The organism is Flavobacterium psychraerolatum, assembly GCF_025960985.1.
GTDB lineage: Bacteria > Bacteroidota > Bacteroidia > Flavobacteriales > Flavobacteriaceae > Flavobacterium.
On the sequence record NZ_JAOQMX010000001.1, the window covers coordinates 67,780 to 86,368 of the forward strand.

At 35.1% G+C, this 18,589-nt stretch carries 17 protein-coding genes; 11 read left to right on the forward strand and 6 right to left on the reverse strand.

Annotated elements, in window-relative coordinates; all coding sequences use genetic code 11:
• Position 1 precedes the first annotated feature (1 nt).
• Together M2326_RS00380 and M2326_RS00385 are read left to right on the forward strand one after the other, a co-directional pair.
• A complete protein-coding gene (locus tag M2326_RS00380) occupies positions 2-910 on the forward strand; it encodes a TIGR01777 family oxidoreductase (RefSeq protein ID WP_264617578.1) in 909 nt (302 codons plus the stop codon).
• Positions 907-1,377, forward strand: coding sequence for an SRPBCC family protein (locus tag M2326_RS00385; RefSeq protein WP_264617579.1), 471 nt, complete (start codon positions 907-909; stop codon positions 1,375-1,377). The genes M2326_RS00380 and M2326_RS00385 overlap by 4 nt, the downstream gene beginning before the upstream one ends.
• On the opposite strand, the gene M2326_RS00390 is transcribed toward M2326_RS00385, so the two are convergent.
• The 5 genes from M2326_RS00390 to M2326_RS00410 all read right to left on the reverse strand — a co-directional run bounded on the left by M2326_RS00390 (position 1,374) and on the right by M2326_RS00410 (position 6,892).
• Positions 1,374-3,119 (reverse strand): ATP-binding protein, encoded by a 1,746-nt coding sequence (locus M2326_RS00390; RefSeq protein ID WP_264617580.1) that lies wholly within the window; start codon positions 3,117-3,119, stop codon positions 1,374-1,376. The genes M2326_RS00385 and M2326_RS00390 overlap by 4 nt on opposite strands.
• A 103-nt stretch (positions 3,120-3,222) precedes the next feature.
• Positions 3,223-3,657, reverse strand: a complete 435-nt coding sequence (locus M2326_RS00395) for a hypothetical protein (protein WP_264617581.1) — start codon at positions 3,655-3,657, stop codon at positions 3,223-3,225.
• Between the two features lie 176 nt (positions 3,658-3,833).
• Positions 3,834-4,949: an ATP-binding protein gene (locus M2326_RS00400; RefSeq protein WP_264617582.1), complete on the reverse strand. Its 1,116-nt coding sequence runs from the start codon at positions 4,947-4,949 to the stop codon at positions 3,834-3,836.
• Between the two features lie 264 nt (positions 4,950-5,213).
• Positions 5,214-5,843: a class I SAM-dependent methyltransferase gene (locus tag M2326_RS00405; RefSeq protein WP_264617583.1), complete on the reverse strand. Its 630-nt coding sequence runs from the start codon at positions 5,841-5,843 to the stop codon at positions 5,214-5,216.
• A 128-nt stretch (positions 5,844-5,971) separates the two neighbouring features.
• Positions 5,972-6,892 (reverse strand): UbiA prenyltransferase family protein, encoded by a 921-nt coding sequence (locus M2326_RS00410; RefSeq protein ID WP_264617584.1) that lies wholly within the window; start codon positions 6,890-6,892, stop codon positions 5,972-5,974.
• Positions 6,893-7,197: 305 nt separating this feature from the next.
• Here M2326_RS00410 and M2326_RS00415 point away from each other — a divergent pair, with 305 nt between their 5' ends.
• The 9 genes from M2326_RS00415 (at position 7,198) to M2326_RS00455 (ending at position 16,663) form a co-directional block, all read left to right on the forward strand.
• Positions 7,198-7,605, forward strand: coding sequence for a hypothetical protein (locus M2326_RS00415; protein WP_264617585.1), 408 nt, complete (start codon positions 7,198-7,200; stop codon positions 7,603-7,605).
• A gap of 63 nt (positions 7,606-7,668) precedes the next feature.
• Positions 7,669-8,112 (forward strand): hypothetical protein, encoded by a 444-nt coding sequence (locus tag M2326_RS00420; RefSeq protein WP_264617586.1) that lies wholly within the window; start codon positions 7,669-7,671, stop codon positions 8,110-8,112.
• On the forward strand, positions 8,099-8,731 hold the full coding sequence (locus M2326_RS00425) for an ATP-binding cassette domain-containing protein (protein ID WP_264617587.1): 633 nt from the start codon (positions 8,099-8,101) through the stop codon (positions 8,729-8,731). The genes M2326_RS00420 and M2326_RS00425 overlap by 14 nt, the downstream gene beginning before the upstream one ends.
• Positions 8,732-8,948: 217 nt before the next feature.
• Entirely contained in the window at positions 8,949-11,798 is a 2,850-nt protein-coding gene (gene gcvP, locus M2326_RS00430; protein ID WP_264617588.1) for an aminomethyl-transferring glycine dehydrogenase, read from the forward strand.
• Between the two features lie 237 nt (positions 11,799-12,035).
• Complete coding sequence (locus M2326_RS00435; protein ID WP_264617589.1) at positions 12,036-13,094, forward strand: 3-oxoacyl-ACP synthase III family protein; 1,059 nt, start codon at positions 12,036-12,038, stop codon at positions 13,092-13,094.
• Between the two features lie 513 nt (positions 13,095-13,607).
• Positions 13,608-14,153, forward strand: a complete 546-nt coding sequence (locus tag M2326_RS00440; RefSeq protein WP_264617590.1) for a methyltransferase — start codon at positions 13,608-13,610, stop codon at positions 14,151-14,153.
• Between the two features lie 21 nt (positions 14,154-14,174).
• On the forward strand, positions 14,175-15,086 hold the full coding sequence (locus M2326_RS00445; protein WP_264617591.1) for a glycosyltransferase family 2 protein: 912 nt from the start codon (positions 14,175-14,177) through the stop codon (positions 15,084-15,086).
• Between the two features lie 69 nt (positions 15,087-15,155).
• Positions 15,156-15,905 (forward strand): MlaE family ABC transporter permease, encoded by a 750-nt coding sequence (locus M2326_RS00450; protein ID WP_264617592.1) that lies wholly within the window; start codon positions 15,156-15,158, stop codon positions 15,903-15,905.
• On the forward strand, positions 15,902-16,663 hold the full coding sequence (locus tag M2326_RS00455; protein WP_264617593.1) for an ABC transporter ATP-binding protein: 762 nt from the start codon (positions 15,902-15,904) through the stop codon (positions 16,661-16,663). Before M2326_RS00450 ends, M2326_RS00455 begins: the two co-directional genes overlap by 4 nt.
• A gap of 451 nt (positions 16,664-17,114) precedes the next feature.
• Here M2326_RS00455 and M2326_RS00460 read toward each other — a convergent pair whose 3' ends face one another.
• Positions 17,115-18,392: a DUF445 domain-containing protein gene (locus M2326_RS00460; RefSeq protein ID WP_264617594.1), complete on the reverse strand. Its 1,278-nt coding sequence runs from the start codon at positions 18,390-18,392 to the stop codon at positions 17,115-17,117.
• Between the last annotated feature and the right edge of the window lie 197 nt (positions 18,393-18,589).

Below are 18,589 nucleotides of genomic sequence, written 5' to 3' on the forward strand. Positions count from 1 at the left end.
CATGAAAAAACTAATTATAGCAGCAGGAACAGGATTTTTAGGTGAAGTTGTAGTGAATCATTTCGAAAATAAATTTGAAGAAATCGTCATTCTTACACGAGGACAAAACAGCAGAACCGGTAAAATAAAATTGGTCAATTGGGATGCCAAAACTTTATCTGGTTGGGAAAAAGAATTAGAAAACGCAGATGTACTAATCAATTTGGCGGGCAAATCTGTGGATTGTCGCTATACCGAAAAGAATAAAAAAGAAATATTACTTTCTCGTATACAAAGTACCAAAGTGCTTAACCAGGCCGTACTTGCTTGTACAAATCCACCAAAACACTGGTTGAACTCATCAACCTCAACCATCTACCGTTTTTCATTAGACAAACAAATGAGCGAGGAAAATGGAGAAATTGGCAATGATTTCTCTATGAATGTAGCGCAATCTTGGGAGAAATCATTTTTTAAAACTGCAACACCTAATACCTTAAAAACAGCCTTGCGTACCTCAATAGTTTTGGGTAAAAATGGTGGTGCTTTTATACCGTTAAAACGATTAACACAATTAGGACTGGGAGGTAAACAGGGGAAAGGAAACCAATTCATCAGTTGGATTCATGCCGAAGATTTTGCTAGAGCCATTGATTTTATTATCGAAAGACAAATGACAGGCGTTGTAAACATCGTTTCACCTCAACCGATTTCAAACCAAGATTTCATGGTAACTTTGAGAAAACAATTGAACGTTTTCATCGGAATACCAACACCTGAGTTTATTTTAAAAATTGGAGCAAAAATCATTGGAACCGAAACCGAATTGGTTTTAAAAAGCAGAAATGTGATTCCAAATCGACTTTTAGAAAACGGATTTGTATTCGAATACAAAACTTTAGAAACTGCCTTAAAAAATCTAACAAAATGACAACGATACATTTAACAACCGTAATTAAGGCACCAATATACATCGTTTTTGATCATGCTCGTAATATTGATACGCACCAACAATCTGCAAGTAAAACTAGTGAGGTTGCCATAGCAGGAACAACACACGGATTGATCAATAAAGGAGAAACCGTAACTTGGAGAGGTAAACATTTTGGCTTCTTCCTACAGCATCAAAGCATTATATCGCAAATGGAGCTGTACTCCTATTTTGTAGACGAACAATTAAAAGGTCATTTCAAATCCTTCAAGCACCAACATTTCTTTGAAGAAATAGATGGACAAACGATTATGAAAGATGTGATGGAATACGAAACTCCGTTTGGGATTTTCGGAAAATTGTTTGACAAAATGCTATTGAAAGATCATCTCAGCCAGTTTTTGATTGAAAGGAATAAAATAGTAAAAAAACTGTCCGAACAAGATACAAAATCAAAATTACCCTAGTCGTTCGCTTGATCTCTTGGGATCTTAATGATGATTTTCGTCCCAATTCCTAATTCGCTTTCCACATCAAAAACAGCGTTGTTCTTTGTGACCAACGACTTGCACAGCTGCATTCCAAGACCTGTTCCTATTATGTTTTCGTTCTCTTTTTTAGAAAGTAATGACGTAGATTTCACCAAATTCGATCGCGTTTCTGCTGTCATTCCTAGCCCATTATCTTCTACTACCAAGGTGCAAAAATCTAAATCATCATTTCTTGTGTAGACTTTAATAGTCCCCGAATCGTTTGAGAATTTAATTGCGTTATCCAATAGATTTCGAAGAATTAATTTAAGGGATTCTTGATCGAACAAAACAAGGTCTTTCTTAGCAATATTATTTTCGAACAGCATATTTTTCTCCTCCATCAAAGGGATATAATTGTAGGCCACCTGCTCTACCATAAAAAACAAACGCAAAGAGGTAATTTCGAAAAAAGACTGACCTGTTTGCAAAATAGCCCAATTAAGTAAATTATCGAGTAAGTTATAGGTGCTGTTTGCAATACCGCTGTTCTGGTGCAATAGTTGATCTATTTCTTCTAGGTCTTTTGTGGCTACTTTTTTGATTAATTTGGCGTTACTACGTTTCATAGCATTCACAGATGAGCGCAAATCATGACTCACAATCGAGAATAATTTATCTTTCGTGGCATTCAACTCATCTAGATTTTCTTTTTGAGCCAAGATAATTTTGTTGGTTTTTATTTTTTCTCGGTACAAATAAATTCCAGCTCCCAGCAACAGCAATAAAAACAGTGCTGAATATAGAAATCCATTTCTTTCTGCAATTTTTACTTTATTTTCGGCTTGCAGTAGACTAACTTCCTTTTGTTTTTGCTTGACGGCAAATTGTTTTTCAAGCTTGGCTACTTCCCAAATCTTATTTTGATCGTTTAGAGAATCTTTCCACGTATCTGACTCTTCTCTGTACGCTAAGGCTTTGTCAAATTTACTTCTGTTTTTTTCGACAACCGCCATGTTTAGGGCTGTCCTTCTTTTTAAATCAAAATCGCTAGTTTTTTTCGAAAGTTCATACGCTTTTACAAAATACGGAATCGCCATAGCATCCTTAAACTGTACATAATATAAAGTACCTAGATCACCATAAGAACCGCTTAACATCATTGGATCGCTATACAACTTTTGCAGGTCAATACTCTTGAGTAGGTACTTTTCGGCATCGTCAAACTTTTCAAGATGTAAGTACGATATACCAATATTATGTTTTAAACCACTTTTATTATAAATATAATTCTTTCCCTTTTCTGTGTTTTCAATATCCTGATAATATGAAATGGCATCCTCATATTTCTCTTTGCCTAAGGCTATGTTTCCAAGATAAATTTTGACCAAATAGTAATAACCGAATGATTTGGATACCTGACTAAATTCTTTTTCAGCAGCATTCATCAATTTTTTTTGATAAAAAGAATAAGCCCTAAAAAAATGACAATAATCAACAACTAGTTTATTATTGTTGGCCATGCTCAACTGCTTCATTGCATGAACTAAGGTTGAATCCCATTTTTTTTCTACAAAAAAATGAGCTGCTTGGGATAAGTTAGTTTCCGCTTTAAAAACTTTGATTTTTTGCAGTAACTCTCTTCCAAGCAAAGTATCAATCTGTTTTTGTTGAGCAGTGCTTGATAAGCATATAAAAAACAGCAAAACACCAAGGTAAAGTCTAATTTTAATCAACATCTTTCTTTTAATGATTGAATGACAAATGTATCCAAAAAAAAAGTTTTACAAACTTTTAAATTTGTAAAACTCTTTTGAAATGAGGATCTTATTGTTTTAAAAACTAAACGTTTTGCACTGTTGTTTCTGTTCCTCTTGATGATATTGGGTCAATATTCCATAAATACGACTCTAGCGTTTTGATGGTATGACCATGAGATTGAATTGGCATTTCAAAGCTAAAATAGTATGGATATAAACTAGTTGGAACAACTTCTTTATAATCATAAGCGATATACAACTCCTGCGTATGTGCGCCCAAAATTTGATGCGCCAAATAAATATCCAATGAAGCAATAGCGTCTGATGCGTCAATAAAAACAGTTCCGCTCACGGTAACTGTGGTAAGCGCTTCGTTGTACTTAGCGCTAACTAAGGGTGGTAATGGTGCTACCGTAGTTTGTGTTGACGGACTTATTAATTCTCCTTTGGTGAGCGCATTGATCGTGGTAAAAAATACTGCACCGTTTGACAAATTTGTTTTGGAATCTGTACTCATTTTAAATATGTTTTTGGATTAAGTCCGTAAACATAGCAAAAATTGTGTCTGTTTTGCAAAAATAGAAGGCGTTGAACTATAACATTTCCTCATTAATCAATTAGACAAACTCTAAAGCTATAAATACAAAAAGGATCGTAATTATTGATGCAGTATCGGTTATTTAGTTAGAAAAATCATTTAATAAACTCCCTAAAATTCTCTTTGGTCACCACCAAATATTCCGGATGATACGCTTCTTCAAAGGATTTTGGTAATTTTACTTTTTTTAAAGGAGACCATTTGAACTCAAAAGCACTCACTGCATCAGCTGTGGTTTCGATATAATCAATTTCTTGCTGAGCAGTTGTTCTCCAAAAATAAGGTTTTGCCAAACTATTTGCATATGACAATTTTTTCACCCGCTCCGAAACTAAGAAATTCTCCCACAATGCGCCTTTGTCTTGTCTAAATTCTAAAGAATTGAAATTACCTATCAACATATTGCGAACACCATTATCATAAAAATATAATTTACGATTGGCTTTGATTTCGTTTCGAATGTTCTTACTAAAACTATTCAATCTAAAAATCACAAAAGCTTTTTCGAGCAAATCAATATAATTACTCACCGTATTTTTATCTACACCAACGAGTTGCGCAATTTCGTTATAGCTTACTTCACTTCCTACTTGCAATGCTAAAGCTTGTAGAATCTTCTCTAAAACTTCTGACTTTCTAATGCCTGCTAAACTCAGCACATCTTTGTATAAATAACTTGAAACTAAGTTTTTTAAGATTTCATACTCATTTCCAAAATTATTGATTACATCCGGATACATTCCGTAGAGCAAGCGCAACTCCAATTGCTGCTGTGCTTTGATGTAACCGACATTATTTTCGAATTCGTTCCATGAAATTGGGTATAAGTGGTACTCAAATTTTCTACCAGTAAGCGGCTCTTGGGTAACAAGATTAATATCGAAAGCAGAGGATCCACTCACAATCACTTGCACCTCTTTGATTTGGTCCACAATGATTTTTAGTTTTAATCCAATATTTGGTATTCGCTGTACCTCATCAATGAAAACGTATTTATAAGTCCCTATAATACTTTTCAGTGTTTCGGTATTAGCATTTGACAAAGTATCCACCACAACAGCGTCATCTCCATCCAAAAATAAGAACGGAATTCCATCTAATAAGCTATTTACCAATGTAGTTTTACCAACTTGCCTTGGTCCTATTAGTAAAACAACCTTGCCTTTGTTCAGATTACCTTTAATTCTACGGGTTAAATCTCTAAAAATCATGACTTTAAATTTAAACCAAAGATAATACAAAAAACTCTATTCACCAATATTATAGTGTTTTTGGTGAACGTATTCACCAATATTACCCTATTTTCGGTGAACGTATTCACCAATATTACAATTATTAAAGAAAAATAACGAGGCTCTACCTCAAAATCAACTCTCTTTCTACCCAAAAAGAAGCAGAATAGAATTTATTTTCATAAATAGAAGCAGTTTGAAGAATGAACCTAAAATATAGAAAAGCAATTCAAACCTGGTATTTCATATTGTTTTCTCAAAGACAAATGCGTCGATGAACCTACCATAATACTGCTTTTTTTGGAGGACAGCATAGTTGTTTTTTATAAAGTAGGGATACATCGTAACCAATTCTTTTGCCTCAACACTTGCTACTTTTTCGAAGAAAAAATACATTGTTTTTAGCAAATAATATTGCCAACGGCTCGTGGTGTGGTTATTACTAAAATCTGAAAACAACCAAAGTCCGTTTTCTTTTAATGTATTATGTAGTCGCTCAAATACAATTTCAGCTCGCTGTCTTGCAAAATTATCAAATAGAAAAGCAGTAATTAGTACATCATAAGATTCGTGATCGATAAAATTTTCTATCGGAAGATGGACAAACGAAACCTTGTTGTTTCTAATTTTTCTCTGTTTGGCTAGCTGGATCATATTAGCCGAAATTTCTACAAAAGTAATTTGTAGGTTATCATGACTTTTAGCTATTTCTTCGAGAATCCAACCGGTTCCACCACCGACAATCAATATTTTTTGATCGCTTTTGATATAAGACAACTGCTCTTTTTGCGCATTGACCTGAGATTTCAAAAATACAATTCTGCTAAGACCATCGTACCACGAAGCGATAAAATCATAATTATTGGTTTTCATAGGTAGCTCATATTAGTTTTTGAATGCGAAATAGAATGGCTTTGTTTGTTCTTGAAAACCCCGATTGCACCACTTGATTCTTGCTTTCGACCAAATCTTACTTATGCTGCTATTGTATCGGCTATATTTTACCAGTGATTTTTCAAAATTAGCTCAGCCAAGATACCGCAAATGGCTTTTACTAGAATTAATCCATCAATAATAATTAAATAAAAGAGAATGTTTTTTTTGGTATACATGAAAAAAGCAACCATGATGGTGAGCAAGAACGGAATCAAATTGATTCCGATTTTCATGGGACTCAAATCTTGAATGTACCCGAAAATAAGAAAAGAAATCATTCCGATAATTAATAGCGGCAGTAAAATAAAACCAATTGTTTTTTGAATTCCAATTCGAACCACAAAGGTTTTTAATTCTCTATTTACATCAATTTCATAGTCCTTAATATCAAACATTATTGCATTTACAGTACAAAACATCCAGTTTTGAATAAACAACCAAATCCATAAAAAGGTATTTTCTTCTATAAAATTCGATTCAATGCTTAGCATTATGATTGGTAGAATATTGGCCGTACTTGCCCATAGAAATCCAATAATAAAAGGCTTTAGCCAACCCGTATTACGCAGGTTGAGATTGAAATACGTAGTAGGCAACAAACCATAGTACAAAGCAGCTAGACCAAGCATTAAAAACACAATTAGCCAATAATAAAGTGGTAAGTTGACAATGTTCCAAAAATTAACTACGATCTGATAAACTACTATAACAACACTTATAAGGGCTAGTATAAATTGATTTTTTTTTAGAAATTTAGCATTACTAATGAACCATTTTGATCTTGGGTTTGTAGCACTTCCAAATTTTATCGCTCCCATATACGCATAGTTGTAATACACAATTGGTGCGCAAAAAACTAAAATATAATACCCCAATGAATTATACGGAATTCCTAATCTTAAAGTCGCTTCGATATTCAGAGCTATGGCTAGTAGTCCGATAAAGAAATTTCCAAAAAAAATGAACTTTATTAATTTCAAACTCATAGTAACAACTTCTTTTTTAATTTGCTTTAGTTTTGATACGGTATCAAGTGGTACAAACAGTAAACAAATTCAATATATAAATGTCACCTAGCTCAAGCTACCTTTTCTAAATTCATTCCAAAACCTAAACTCCCTTAAATTTAGAAATCCAAAAAGCCTTGCAGTCGGTTCATCTGACAAAAATAAGGAATTGCTTAGAATATCAACCGCGATATATTAAAATCTAGTAAATTCAGTCTTTAATAGAATTACGCTTGATTAATAATGCTTATTTTTATTTCATTTATAAAATAACCCAGAAACAGATGTTCCAAATAGTCACCAGACTGATTGAAATACGATTGCGTAAATTTTTACCTCCCAAAGATAAAACCGCCATTGTTCTATTTATAGGTTTGTACTTCTCCTTAGCTTACCTTTTGAATTCAAAATATGAAATGCTCCAGAATTATATTTTTTTATTCGCTATCGAAATATTTACCTATCACACCAACAGAACCGATTTAGAATTATTACAACTCAATAAAAAATACAGAAGCATTCTTTTTATCGAATACCTTTGCTATAGTTTGCCTTTTTTACTGATTTTAGTGCTGCACCTAAATTACATACAACTCAGTTTGTACCTAATCATGATCGCAGCCGCTATCTATACTCCAAGGGCACAAACCAAAAAAATTAAATATCCATTTCGACTGTTTGATCCTTTTTGACATATTTCTTTTCGAAAAAATAAATTATGGTTCGTTTTACCGCTTCCATTATTGCTCTTATACATGGGCGCGACACACAAAAATGACAATTTGATTCTGGTTTCTTTTGGTATTAGCGCACTACTTTCGAGTAGTATCTTTAATAATAGAGAACCCATTCAATTCATTAAAGCCACGGTTTTCGAACCAAAAAAATACCTACAACACATTATTAAAAACAGTGCCATCAATAGTTTGATGATCATCATTCCTACTGTACTTGTTTTACTTATTTTACAAAAAACAAAGCTATTGCTATTTGTACCGTTATTATTTATTTTTCCGATTATCAATATGCTATTAAAATATGCGTATTTCAAAAACCAGTTTATACAGCAAATTTATTTTGTGTTTGTAATAGGCAGTTGTATTCAAATTTATTTGGCTCCCGTCATTTTACTATTACTGCCGTACTTGTACAAAAAAGCTGTTACCAACCTTCAACTCATGCACTATGCTTCAAATTAATATTGTCGAAAAAAAATATAAAGATCAGGTAGTTTTGAAAGAGGCTAATTTTCATATTCTTCAAAACGGAATTTATGGTATCGTTGGAAAAAACGGCCAAGGAAAAACAACTTTATTCAAATGCATATTAGGATTCGAGCCCTTTGAAGGCAGCTGCACATTCGATAATAAAAAAATCGTTTTACAAGATGTAGCTTGGTGTCCGGCAGAGTCACCAATATATGAGGAGTTAAGTCCGGCCGAATTCTATACCTTTTACTGTTCTATTTTGGGTATCGAAAACAACCAATCTCCAAAACTTTTTGATGTGCCCGAGGACAAATTAGTCAAAGAATTTTCGACAGGTATGAAAAAGAAAGCTTTTTTGAATGCTCTCTTTCAAAAAGACTATCCTGTTTACATTCTTGACGAACCATTCAACGGTCTGGATATTGAGGCTAACTACATATTAATGAATTACCTAAAAGAAAAGGCCCAATATAGCATTGTACTGATCTCCTCTCACATTTTGGATGTTTTATTCACTAATTGCCTTAGAATTTTTGTGGTAAATAAAACTACAATTTCTGCTTACGATAAGGAGGAATACAATGAAATTCCGGCTAAATTATTTGGTTAGTTAATTTGATATAAAGCGCTCGCATTTATCTTCTTAATTTTAACAAAATCAAATCTAAAAAAGAATCATTTCCAATGAATTATGTTTATTTTTGCATCACGAAAAACACAACTATTTTTACTGAAAAATGTACCAATTCTGATATCAGCTTGTTTTTTGACAATTTAAAATCAGAATACAGCACATTCTTTAGATATAAAACAATAATTAGCTACAAATGAAAACAGATGCTTTCGCTTTAAGACACATTGGACCTGAGGAATCAGACCTACAACACATGCTAAAAACCATCGGGGTAGACTCTGTTGAACAACTTATCTCTGAGACGTTACCTGATGAAATTCGTCTAAAAGCTCCGTTGAACTTGGATCCAGAAATGACGGAATATGAATATTTAAAACATATAACGCTGCTAGGAAACAAGAACAAAATGTTCAAAACCTATATTGGTTTGGGGTACAATCAAGCAATCGTTCCGGCGGTAATTCAACGAAATGTTTTTGAAAGTCCAGGATGGTACACGGCATACACGCCTTACCAAGCAGAAATAGCTCAAGGAAGATTGGAAGCTATTTTGAATTTTCAAACAACTGTAATTGAACTTTCTGGAATGGAAATTGCAAATGCTTCGTTACTAGATGAGGCTACTGCAGCAGCAGAAGCGATGGCACTTTTGTTTGATGTTCGAACAAGAGACCAAAAGAAAGCTAATGTGTGTAAGTTCTTTGTTTCTGAAGAAATTTTACCACAAACTCTATCTGTTTTGCAAACTCGTTCTACACCAATTGGCGTAGAATTGGTTATAGGAAACCATGAAACTTTTGATTTTTCATCTGAGTTTTTTGGAGCCGTTCTTCAATATCCAGGTAAATTTGGACAAGTTTATGATTACGCATCGTTTATTGCTACGGCAGCTGCAAACGAAATTAAAGTAGCTGTTGCTGCTGATATTTTGAGTTTGGCAAAACTGACTCCTCCAGGAGAAATGGGCGCTGCGGTAGTTTTTGGAACCACACAACGTTTCGGAATTCCGTTAGGGTACGGTGGACCACATGCCGCATACTTTGCTACAAAAGACGAATACAAACGCTCAATGCCAGGTAGAATTATCGGTGTGACTGTTGACACAGACGGAAATCGTGCCTTGCGTATGGCGTTGCAAACACGTGAGCAACACATAAAGCGTGACAAAGCAACCTCTAATATTTGTACTGCACAGGTTTTATTATCTGTAATGGCGAGTATGTATGCTGTTTATCATGGACCAAGAGGTTTAAAATATATTGCAAACAAGGTTCATGCCTCGGCAGTGACCTTGGCAAATACGTTAGCAACTTTAGGATTTGAGCAAACAAACACGGCTTTCTTTGACACTGTAGTATTCAAAGCCGATGCTAAAAAAATAAGAGAAATTGCCGAAGCAAATGAGGTGAATTTTTACTACCCTACAGCAGATACGGTTTCAATTTCGATGAATGAAACAATTGGTTTTGCTGATTTGAATAAGGTAATTGCGATATTTGCAGAAGCAAAAGGAGTAAAAACTATTGTAGTTGCTGAATTATCAACTACCAACCATTTTCCTGAAAGTTTAGTTCGAACGTCAACTTTTTTACAACACGAAGTTTTTAACAGATACCATTCTGAAACTGCTTTGATGCGTTATATCAAAATGTTGGAGCGCAAAGATTTGGCCTTGAACCATTCGATGATTTCGTTAGGTTCTTGTACGATGAAATTAAATGCAGCTGCTGAGATGTTGCCATTGAGTGCACCTAGCTGGAACAGTATTCACCCGTTTGCTCCACTAGATCAAGCGCAAGGATACCAAGAAATGCTGAAAAAACTAGAAGAGCAGTTAAACGAAATTACTGGTTTTGCAGCTACAACTTTGCAACCTAACTCAGGTGCACAAGGAGAATATGCTGGATTAATGGTAATACGAGCGTACCACGAATCTAGAGGTGACGAACACCGAAAAATTGCTTTGATTCCATCCTCGGCACACGGAACCAATCCGGCATCTGCTGCCATGGCAGGAATGAAAGTTGTGGTTACTAAAACACTTGAAAACGGAAATATAGATGTAGATGATTTACGTGAAAAAGCTATTTTGCACAAAGACAACTTGTCTTGCTTAATGGTGACCTACCCATCAACACATGGTGTGTACGAAAGCGCAATTAAAGAAATCACTCAAATTATTCATGATAATGGTGGGCAAGTCTACATGGACGGAGCCAATATGAATGCTCAAGTGGGATTGACAAATCCTGCAACTATTGGGGCTGACGTTTGCCACTTGAATTTACATAAAACATTTGCGATCCCTCACGGTGGTGGTGGACCTGGAGTAGGACCTATTTGTGTTGCTCCACAATTGGCACCTTTTTTACCAACCAACCCATTAATTCCTACAGGTGGAGATAGCGCAATATCTGCGATATCTGCAGCACCTTGGGGCTCTGCTTTGGTTTGTTTGATTTCTTACGGATACATCAAAATGCTTGGTGCTGATGGTGTAAAATCTGCTACAGAATATGCTATTTTGAACGCCAATTACATCAAAGAAAAACTAAGCGGTCATTACGAAACTTTATATTCTGGAGAAAATGGTCGTGCGGCACATGAGATGATTTTGGAGTGTCGTCCATTTAAAGAAAAAGGAATTGAAGTAACAGATATCGCCAAACGTTTAATGGACTATGGTTTTCATGCGCCTACAGTTTCTTTCCCAGTAGCAGGTACTTTGATGATCGAACCTACAGAAAGTGAAAACCTAGAAGAATTGGACCGTTTCTGTGACGCTATGATTTCGATTCGAAAAGAGATCGAAGAAGCTACCATTGAGGACAAAAACAATGTGCTAAAAAATTCACCTCATACCTTGGCAATGCTAACAGCTGAAAATTGGACGTTACCGTACTCCAGAGAAAAAGCAGCATACCCATTGGAGTATATTGCTGATAACAAATTTTGGCCATCTGTACGTCGCGCCGATGATGCGTATGGAGATAGAAATTTGGTTTGCAGCTGTGCTCCAATTGAAGCTTACATGGAAAGTTAAAAACCATGTCGATACAGCGATAACGTCCCGATTATTCGGGACGTTTTGCTTTTTTTTCAAACTTATTATTTCGGAAAACTTATTTGAATAATATTACAAATTAAGGAAAACACAAACAATTTATCAAAAAAACAAGCTGGATAGACCCAAAGAATTCCAAATTACTAATTATGCATGCATAATATTTCATTTCTTTATTTTATCCTTACATTGCCTTAATTATTTTACAACAACATCATGAACATAAAAATAACAGGTTCAGGGAGTTATATCCCTGATAACACAATAAACAATGCCGATTTCTCGGAGCATCACTTCTTAAACGAAGACGGAACACCTTTTAAATACCCAAATGATGTCATAATTCATAAATTTAAAGGAATTACAGGAATAGAAAAGAGACGTTATGCTGAAGACCAGTATACATCATCTGATTTAGCCTTTTTTGCTGCTCAAAAAGCAATTGCAAATGCCAATATTGATCCCGAAACATTAGATTATATCATTTTTGCACACAATTTTGGTGATGTAAAAAAAGGGGCTTTACAATCGGATATGCTTCCAAGTTTGGCTACACGTGTCAAAAATAAACTTCAAATTAAAAACCCAAAATGTGTCGCTTACGATTTATTGTTTGGATGCCCCGGATGGATCGAAGGAGTTTTGCAAGCCAATGCCTTTATCAAATCTGGAATGGCCAAGCGCTGTTTGGTTATCGGTTCTGAGACGTTATCTCGAGTAGTAGATGATCACGATCGTGACTCCATGATTTATTCTGATGGTGCTGGAGCAACAATAATCGAAGCTTCGGAAGATGAAACAGGACTATTAGCATACGAAAGTGCAACCTATGCCTACGACGAATCCGGATATTTATTTTTCGGAAAATCATACAATCCTGAATTGGATCCAGACATTCGCTACATCAAAATGCACGGTCGTAAAATCTACGAATTTGCATTGATTAATGTACCTGCTGCTATGAAAAGCTGTCTAGACAAAAGCGGACTCGCCATTACCGACGTTAAAAAAATATTGATTCACCAAGCTAATGAAAAAATGGACGAGGCAATAGTTGACCGTTTTTACAAACTATACAACCAATCAACTCCAGCGAACATCATGCCTATGTGCATTCATGAACTTGGTAATAGCAGTGTTGCAACAGTACCTACTCTGTTTGATTTATTGGTCAATGGTCAAATAGAAAACCACGAAATTAACAAAGGAGATGTCGTAATTTTCGCTTCTGTTGGAGCAGGAATGAATATTAATGCATTCGTTTACAGATATTAAAACACCCCTTGTAATTCCTAATTTCAGCCCGTCGAAGATCTCGTTTTAAATATTTTTTTTTAGAGAAGCGCTTTTTGATACATTTAATACAACTATAAAACTGATTTCGACGACCTACAAAATTTGTTTCTGGGTATTAAAGTAATTTTAAAAAATCATCCGTCTGAGCCTATCAAAAAGCTCGATAAGACGAATATCACTTCGACAAGCTCTTTTCGAAATAAAACCGAAGAACTATATTGTTTATTAGGAGCCAATCCAGCTATACACTACAAGTCCAGCCTTAAAAAAGTGTTTTTCTATCACTCAAAAAGAGCTTCCTCCGGTCGCTTTTTTGAGACAAGAAAAACTACTTTTTTAAGCCTCGGGCTTTTCGTTTCTATCTGGGCTAAAAAATCGTCACAAAACACAATTATCACTATATTTGCAGCACCAAATTCCATTCAACTTTGGAAGAACGTAAATTCAACTATAAATCAATGAACAACAAAATCGTTGTTCTTCGCAATAACTATGTACGAAAAAACATTTCCAAATAAGCGATTCAAACACACGTTAGAATTTTTACAAAAACACGTTGCTACGTCCGAGACCATTTTTGATTTGGGTGTACCCAATCCGTTTTCAAAAATTATGGTCGAGAATGGCTTTACAGTAAAAAACACTACTGGTGAAGATATTGACAAAGACCAAACCGCATTACAAACAGAAACGTACACTGTTTTTACGGCTTTTGAGATATTTGAACATCTACTAAATCCTTATACCGTATTAGAAAATATTAAATGTGATAAATTATTAATTTCTATTCCGTTACGCCTTTGGTTTTCCCCAGCTTACAGAAGTAAAACAGATATATGGGACAGACATTATCATGAATTTGAAGACTGGCAATTGGATTGGTTACTGGAAAAAACAGGCTGGAAAATTACTGCGAGAGAAAAATTCACACATCCTGTAAAGAAAATAGGTTTTAGACCTCTATTGCGTTACTTCACACCACGATATTATATTGTATGTGCTGAGAAAATCCCCCTAACCCCTAAAGGGGGAATGTAATTATCGTAAAATTAATTTAAAATGAACAATCCCATTTCACAAAGTATATCAAACTCCCCCTTCGGGGGCTGGGGGGATTACTACTTAGTCATTCCTACACATAACGAAGAAGCCTTTATATCTTTAACATTAGATTCTTTAGTCAATCAAACGATCACTCCATCCAAAATAGTAGTTGTCAACGACAATTCTACTGATGGAACCGAGGAAATCGTGAAATCATACGCCGCAAAACATCCGTATATCACTTTGGTTAACAAAAAATCATCGGCGGCACACATGCCTGGGAGCAAGGTGATTCAGGCTTTTCATGAAGGAGAAAAACACATTGATGACAATTACGATATTCTAGTAAAAATCGATGCTGATTTAATTTTTCCACTTAATTATTTCGAAACTATCATCAACCATTTTAAATCGGATGACCGAATAGGAATGGCGGGTGGATTTTGTTATATCGAAAAAAATGGTGATTTTGTACTCGAAAATTTAACAGACAAAGACCATATTCGTGGCGCATTGAAAGCGTACCGAAAAGAAACCTACAAACAAATTGGCGGACTAAAACCAGCCATGGGTTGGGATACGGTAGATGAATTACTTTGTGAATTTTATAATTGGAAAGTAGTTACAGACCAAACTTTAAAAGTAAAACACTTAAAACCTACTGGAGCAAACTATAACAAAACGGCGCGATACAAGCAAGGAGAAGCCTTTTACACCTTAGGATATGGCTTTATTATTACAGCGATCGCCTCAGTAAAGTTGGCAATGATGAAAAAAAAGCCAAGACTTTTTATCGATTACATTATTGGATTCATGAATGCCAAAAATGCCAAAACTCCACTATTAGTTACTTCAGAACAAGCTAAATTTATTCGCAACTATCGAATAAAAAAAATGAAAGCAAAAGTTTTTGGCAATGCTAGTTAGTAGAAAAAGTGGCAGCACATACCTTATAACTCGTAACTTATAACTAATTTTGACAATATTCACATACTTATGATGCTCATTCGATACATATCACAAATAGGGAAGTACTTTCTTATGATAAGGGAAATATTCAGCAAACAGACCAAATGGTCGGTGATGCGCAACCTTATTTTCAAAGAAATTGATGACTTAATTATAGATTCACTTGGTATTGTAGCCTTCATTTCCTTTTTCGTTGGTGGTGTTGTTGCCATTCAAACGGCTTTGAACTTGACGAATCCTTTAATTCCAAAATACCTTATTGGTTTTGCTACACGTCAATCAATAATTTTGGAGTTTGCACCAACTTTTATCTCGGTCATTATGGCTGGAAAAATGGGGTCATTCATTACCTCTAGTATAGGTACTATGCGCGTTACAGAACAAATTGATGCGCTAGAAGTAATGGGAGTGAACTCTTTGAACTATTTAGTTTTTCCAAAAATAATCGCACTCCTTTTATACCCTTTCCTTATCGGAATTGCCATGTTTCTTGGTATTCTAGGTGGATGGATGGCTGGTGTTTACGGCGGCTTCACCACTAGTGATAATTTTGTCATGGGTGCACAAATGGAATTCATTCCTTTTCATGTGGTCTATGCCTTTATCAAAACATTAATTTTTGCCTTATTATTGGCTACTATACCCTCTTTTCATGGCTATTACATGAAAGGTGGTGCTCTTGAAGTAGGAAAAGCAAGTACTGTTTCCTTCGTTTGGACTTCGGTTTGCATCATCCTTTTCAATTATATTCTAACACAATTATTACTGAGCTCATGATAGAAGTAAAAAATATAGAAAAATCATTCGGTGAAAATAAAATTCTCAAAGGCATCTCTACTGTTTTTGAAACTGGAAAAACCAACCTCATCATTGGACAAAGTGGTTCTGGAAAAACAGTATTATTAAAAAGTCTTTTGGGTATCCATACTCCAGAATCTGGACAAATTATTTTTGATGGTAGAGTTTACTCTGAATTAGAAGATCAAGAAAAACGTGAACTACGTACCGAAATTGGAATGGTTTTTCAAGGAAGTGCCTTGTTTGATTCCATGACCGTATGCGAGAATGTAGCTTTCCCATTGAAAATGTTTACCAAAGACGACAAAGCTAAAATTGCCGATCGAGTAGAATTTGTACTTAAGAGGGTCAACCTCATCGACGCACACAAAAAGCTACCCTCAGAGATATCTGGAGGAATGCAAAAACGTGTTGCTATAGCTCGCGCCATTGTAAATCACCCAAAATACTTATTTTGTGATGAACCCAATTCAGGATTAGACCCTAATACGTCTATCTTGATTGACAACCTCATCAAAGAAATTACCGAAGAATACAATATCACCACTGTGATCAATACCCACGATATGAACTCGGTTATGGAGATAGGTGACAACATCCTTTTCCTGAAAAACGGACTAAAAGAATGGCAAGGTAACAAAGAAGAAATTTTCTATACCGATAACGAAGCTGTAACTACTTTTGTGTATTCGTCCAACTTGTTTAAAAAAGTTCGCGAAGCGCATTTGAAGAAATAAAATTAGGAGCAGAAAACTCGAATTTATAATTACGATTCCTCCCGCTATTCACTACAATCTTTTGTTACGGAAGGCCGTCACAAAAGGATTTTCGTTTCTATCGGGGCTAAAAAACAACTTATTATTTCCATATCAAAAAAGCACAGTACGTTTTCTGCGACTGTGCTTTTTTTGTATTTATAAAAGTAATATTTCATTACTTTAAATGGTCAAAACTGTTGCTTTAAACTAATTTATTTTGAACAAAGCTCCCCTAACAGGTTCATAACTTAATCCTAATCTTCTACTATAATGAAATACCACTTTGTCCGTCTGAGCTTGTCGAAGACTTTTGTCAAAGGGAAGCTTATTTGGATTGCACTTCGACAAGCTCAGTGTGACAGATTTAATTTGAAATTGATGTTTTGCTATTAATTTTAACTATCGGGTAAACTTCCAACAAACCTTTACCTTATCCCAAGGCCAGTTTAACAACGGCATTTAGGATACCAACCAAACCACCAACAACAGCACCATTTAGTCGAATGTACTGCAAATCGTTCCCTATTTTGTCTTCGATTTGATGCACCAGTTCTGCATTATCCAATTTTGCCAAACTGTCTCGCACCATGTTCCCTATCTCACCATGAAATTCGGTAATTAGGTTTGAAATCGTATCTTTTATCCAGCGATTCACATTTGCTTGGGTTTCTGGATTCTGCTCTAAATCGGACAATACGGCATTTAATTTTGTAATCACAAACTTCATAAGTGGCGTTTCGTGATTTTCTAGTTGCGCTATCAAAGTATATTTGAAATTCACCAACAACTTCTGAATCATACTTTCGGCATCGGCATTCTCTGTAAAACCATTGATAAAGTTATCAATCATTTTTTTACTGTCTTCGTCACCCGTAGCCAGTTTGTGTGCGAAATCTAAAATCCAATCATCAAATTTTACTCGAATCGGGTGCTCAGGATTGGATTTTGCTTCCTCAATAAAAACATTGGCTTGTTCTAAAAGTGAATCCGCTATACTGTCCAAATCTATTCCGCCTGTTGATTCGGCTAGAAACAGAGTGATTTTCTTGACTAATCCTTTTTCTTTGTATTCGGTCGCTGCAATAGCTAATTTAGAAAGCAATTTCTCTCTCGTATCTTCATCGCTGATTGCTTTGGATCCTGCCTGAATCATTAGCTCCCAAATTTGGTTGTGGTCGCCATTTTTAATTGATTTCTCTAGCCATTGCCCTAAAGTGGAACCTAAGTCTAACTGACCAATTTGCTTCGTAAAAACGGTCTTTAAATTCGCCGCCAATTTTGGACTGTCCAAATCATCCGCCAACACCAAAACTATTTTTTGAATGACTTCAATAGACTTTTTTTGATTGTCCGGCTTTTTCAAAAACTGAATTATTTTTTCGACCAAATTAATTTCGCTCAACTTGCCTGAAATCACTTCAGGCGAAAGCCATTTGGTAGTCACCAAATCTACAATTCCCTCCGTTAGTTTTGCTCGGTTTTTGGCAATGATATTGGTATGCTTCCGCACGATCGGAATAGGAATCTCCCGAAATAAAGCACTGACCGCAAACCAATCGGCAAAGCCACCAATAGTTGCCGCTTCAAATCCTGCAATCACTATTTTCCAAGCTGGATGGCTTAGAATATCTATACGAACTAGTAGCTCAAACAGTACTAAGCCTGAGAAAGCGATTAGAAGTGATATGGAGCCTAGGTTGTTTTTCATGGTTGCTAAAATTTATACACTAAAAATACAAATTTTTATATTTTTAGCTTCAAATGGAATAAAATGATTTTATGATTACTAAAAAAAATAGAAAATTATTCCCCGCAAAAATAAGGAGAATAATCCCTTTAATCTCCGCAAAGTTGTAATTCCAAAAAAAAGACTGTATTCACTAATTAGCCCTGATTGCAGTGAAA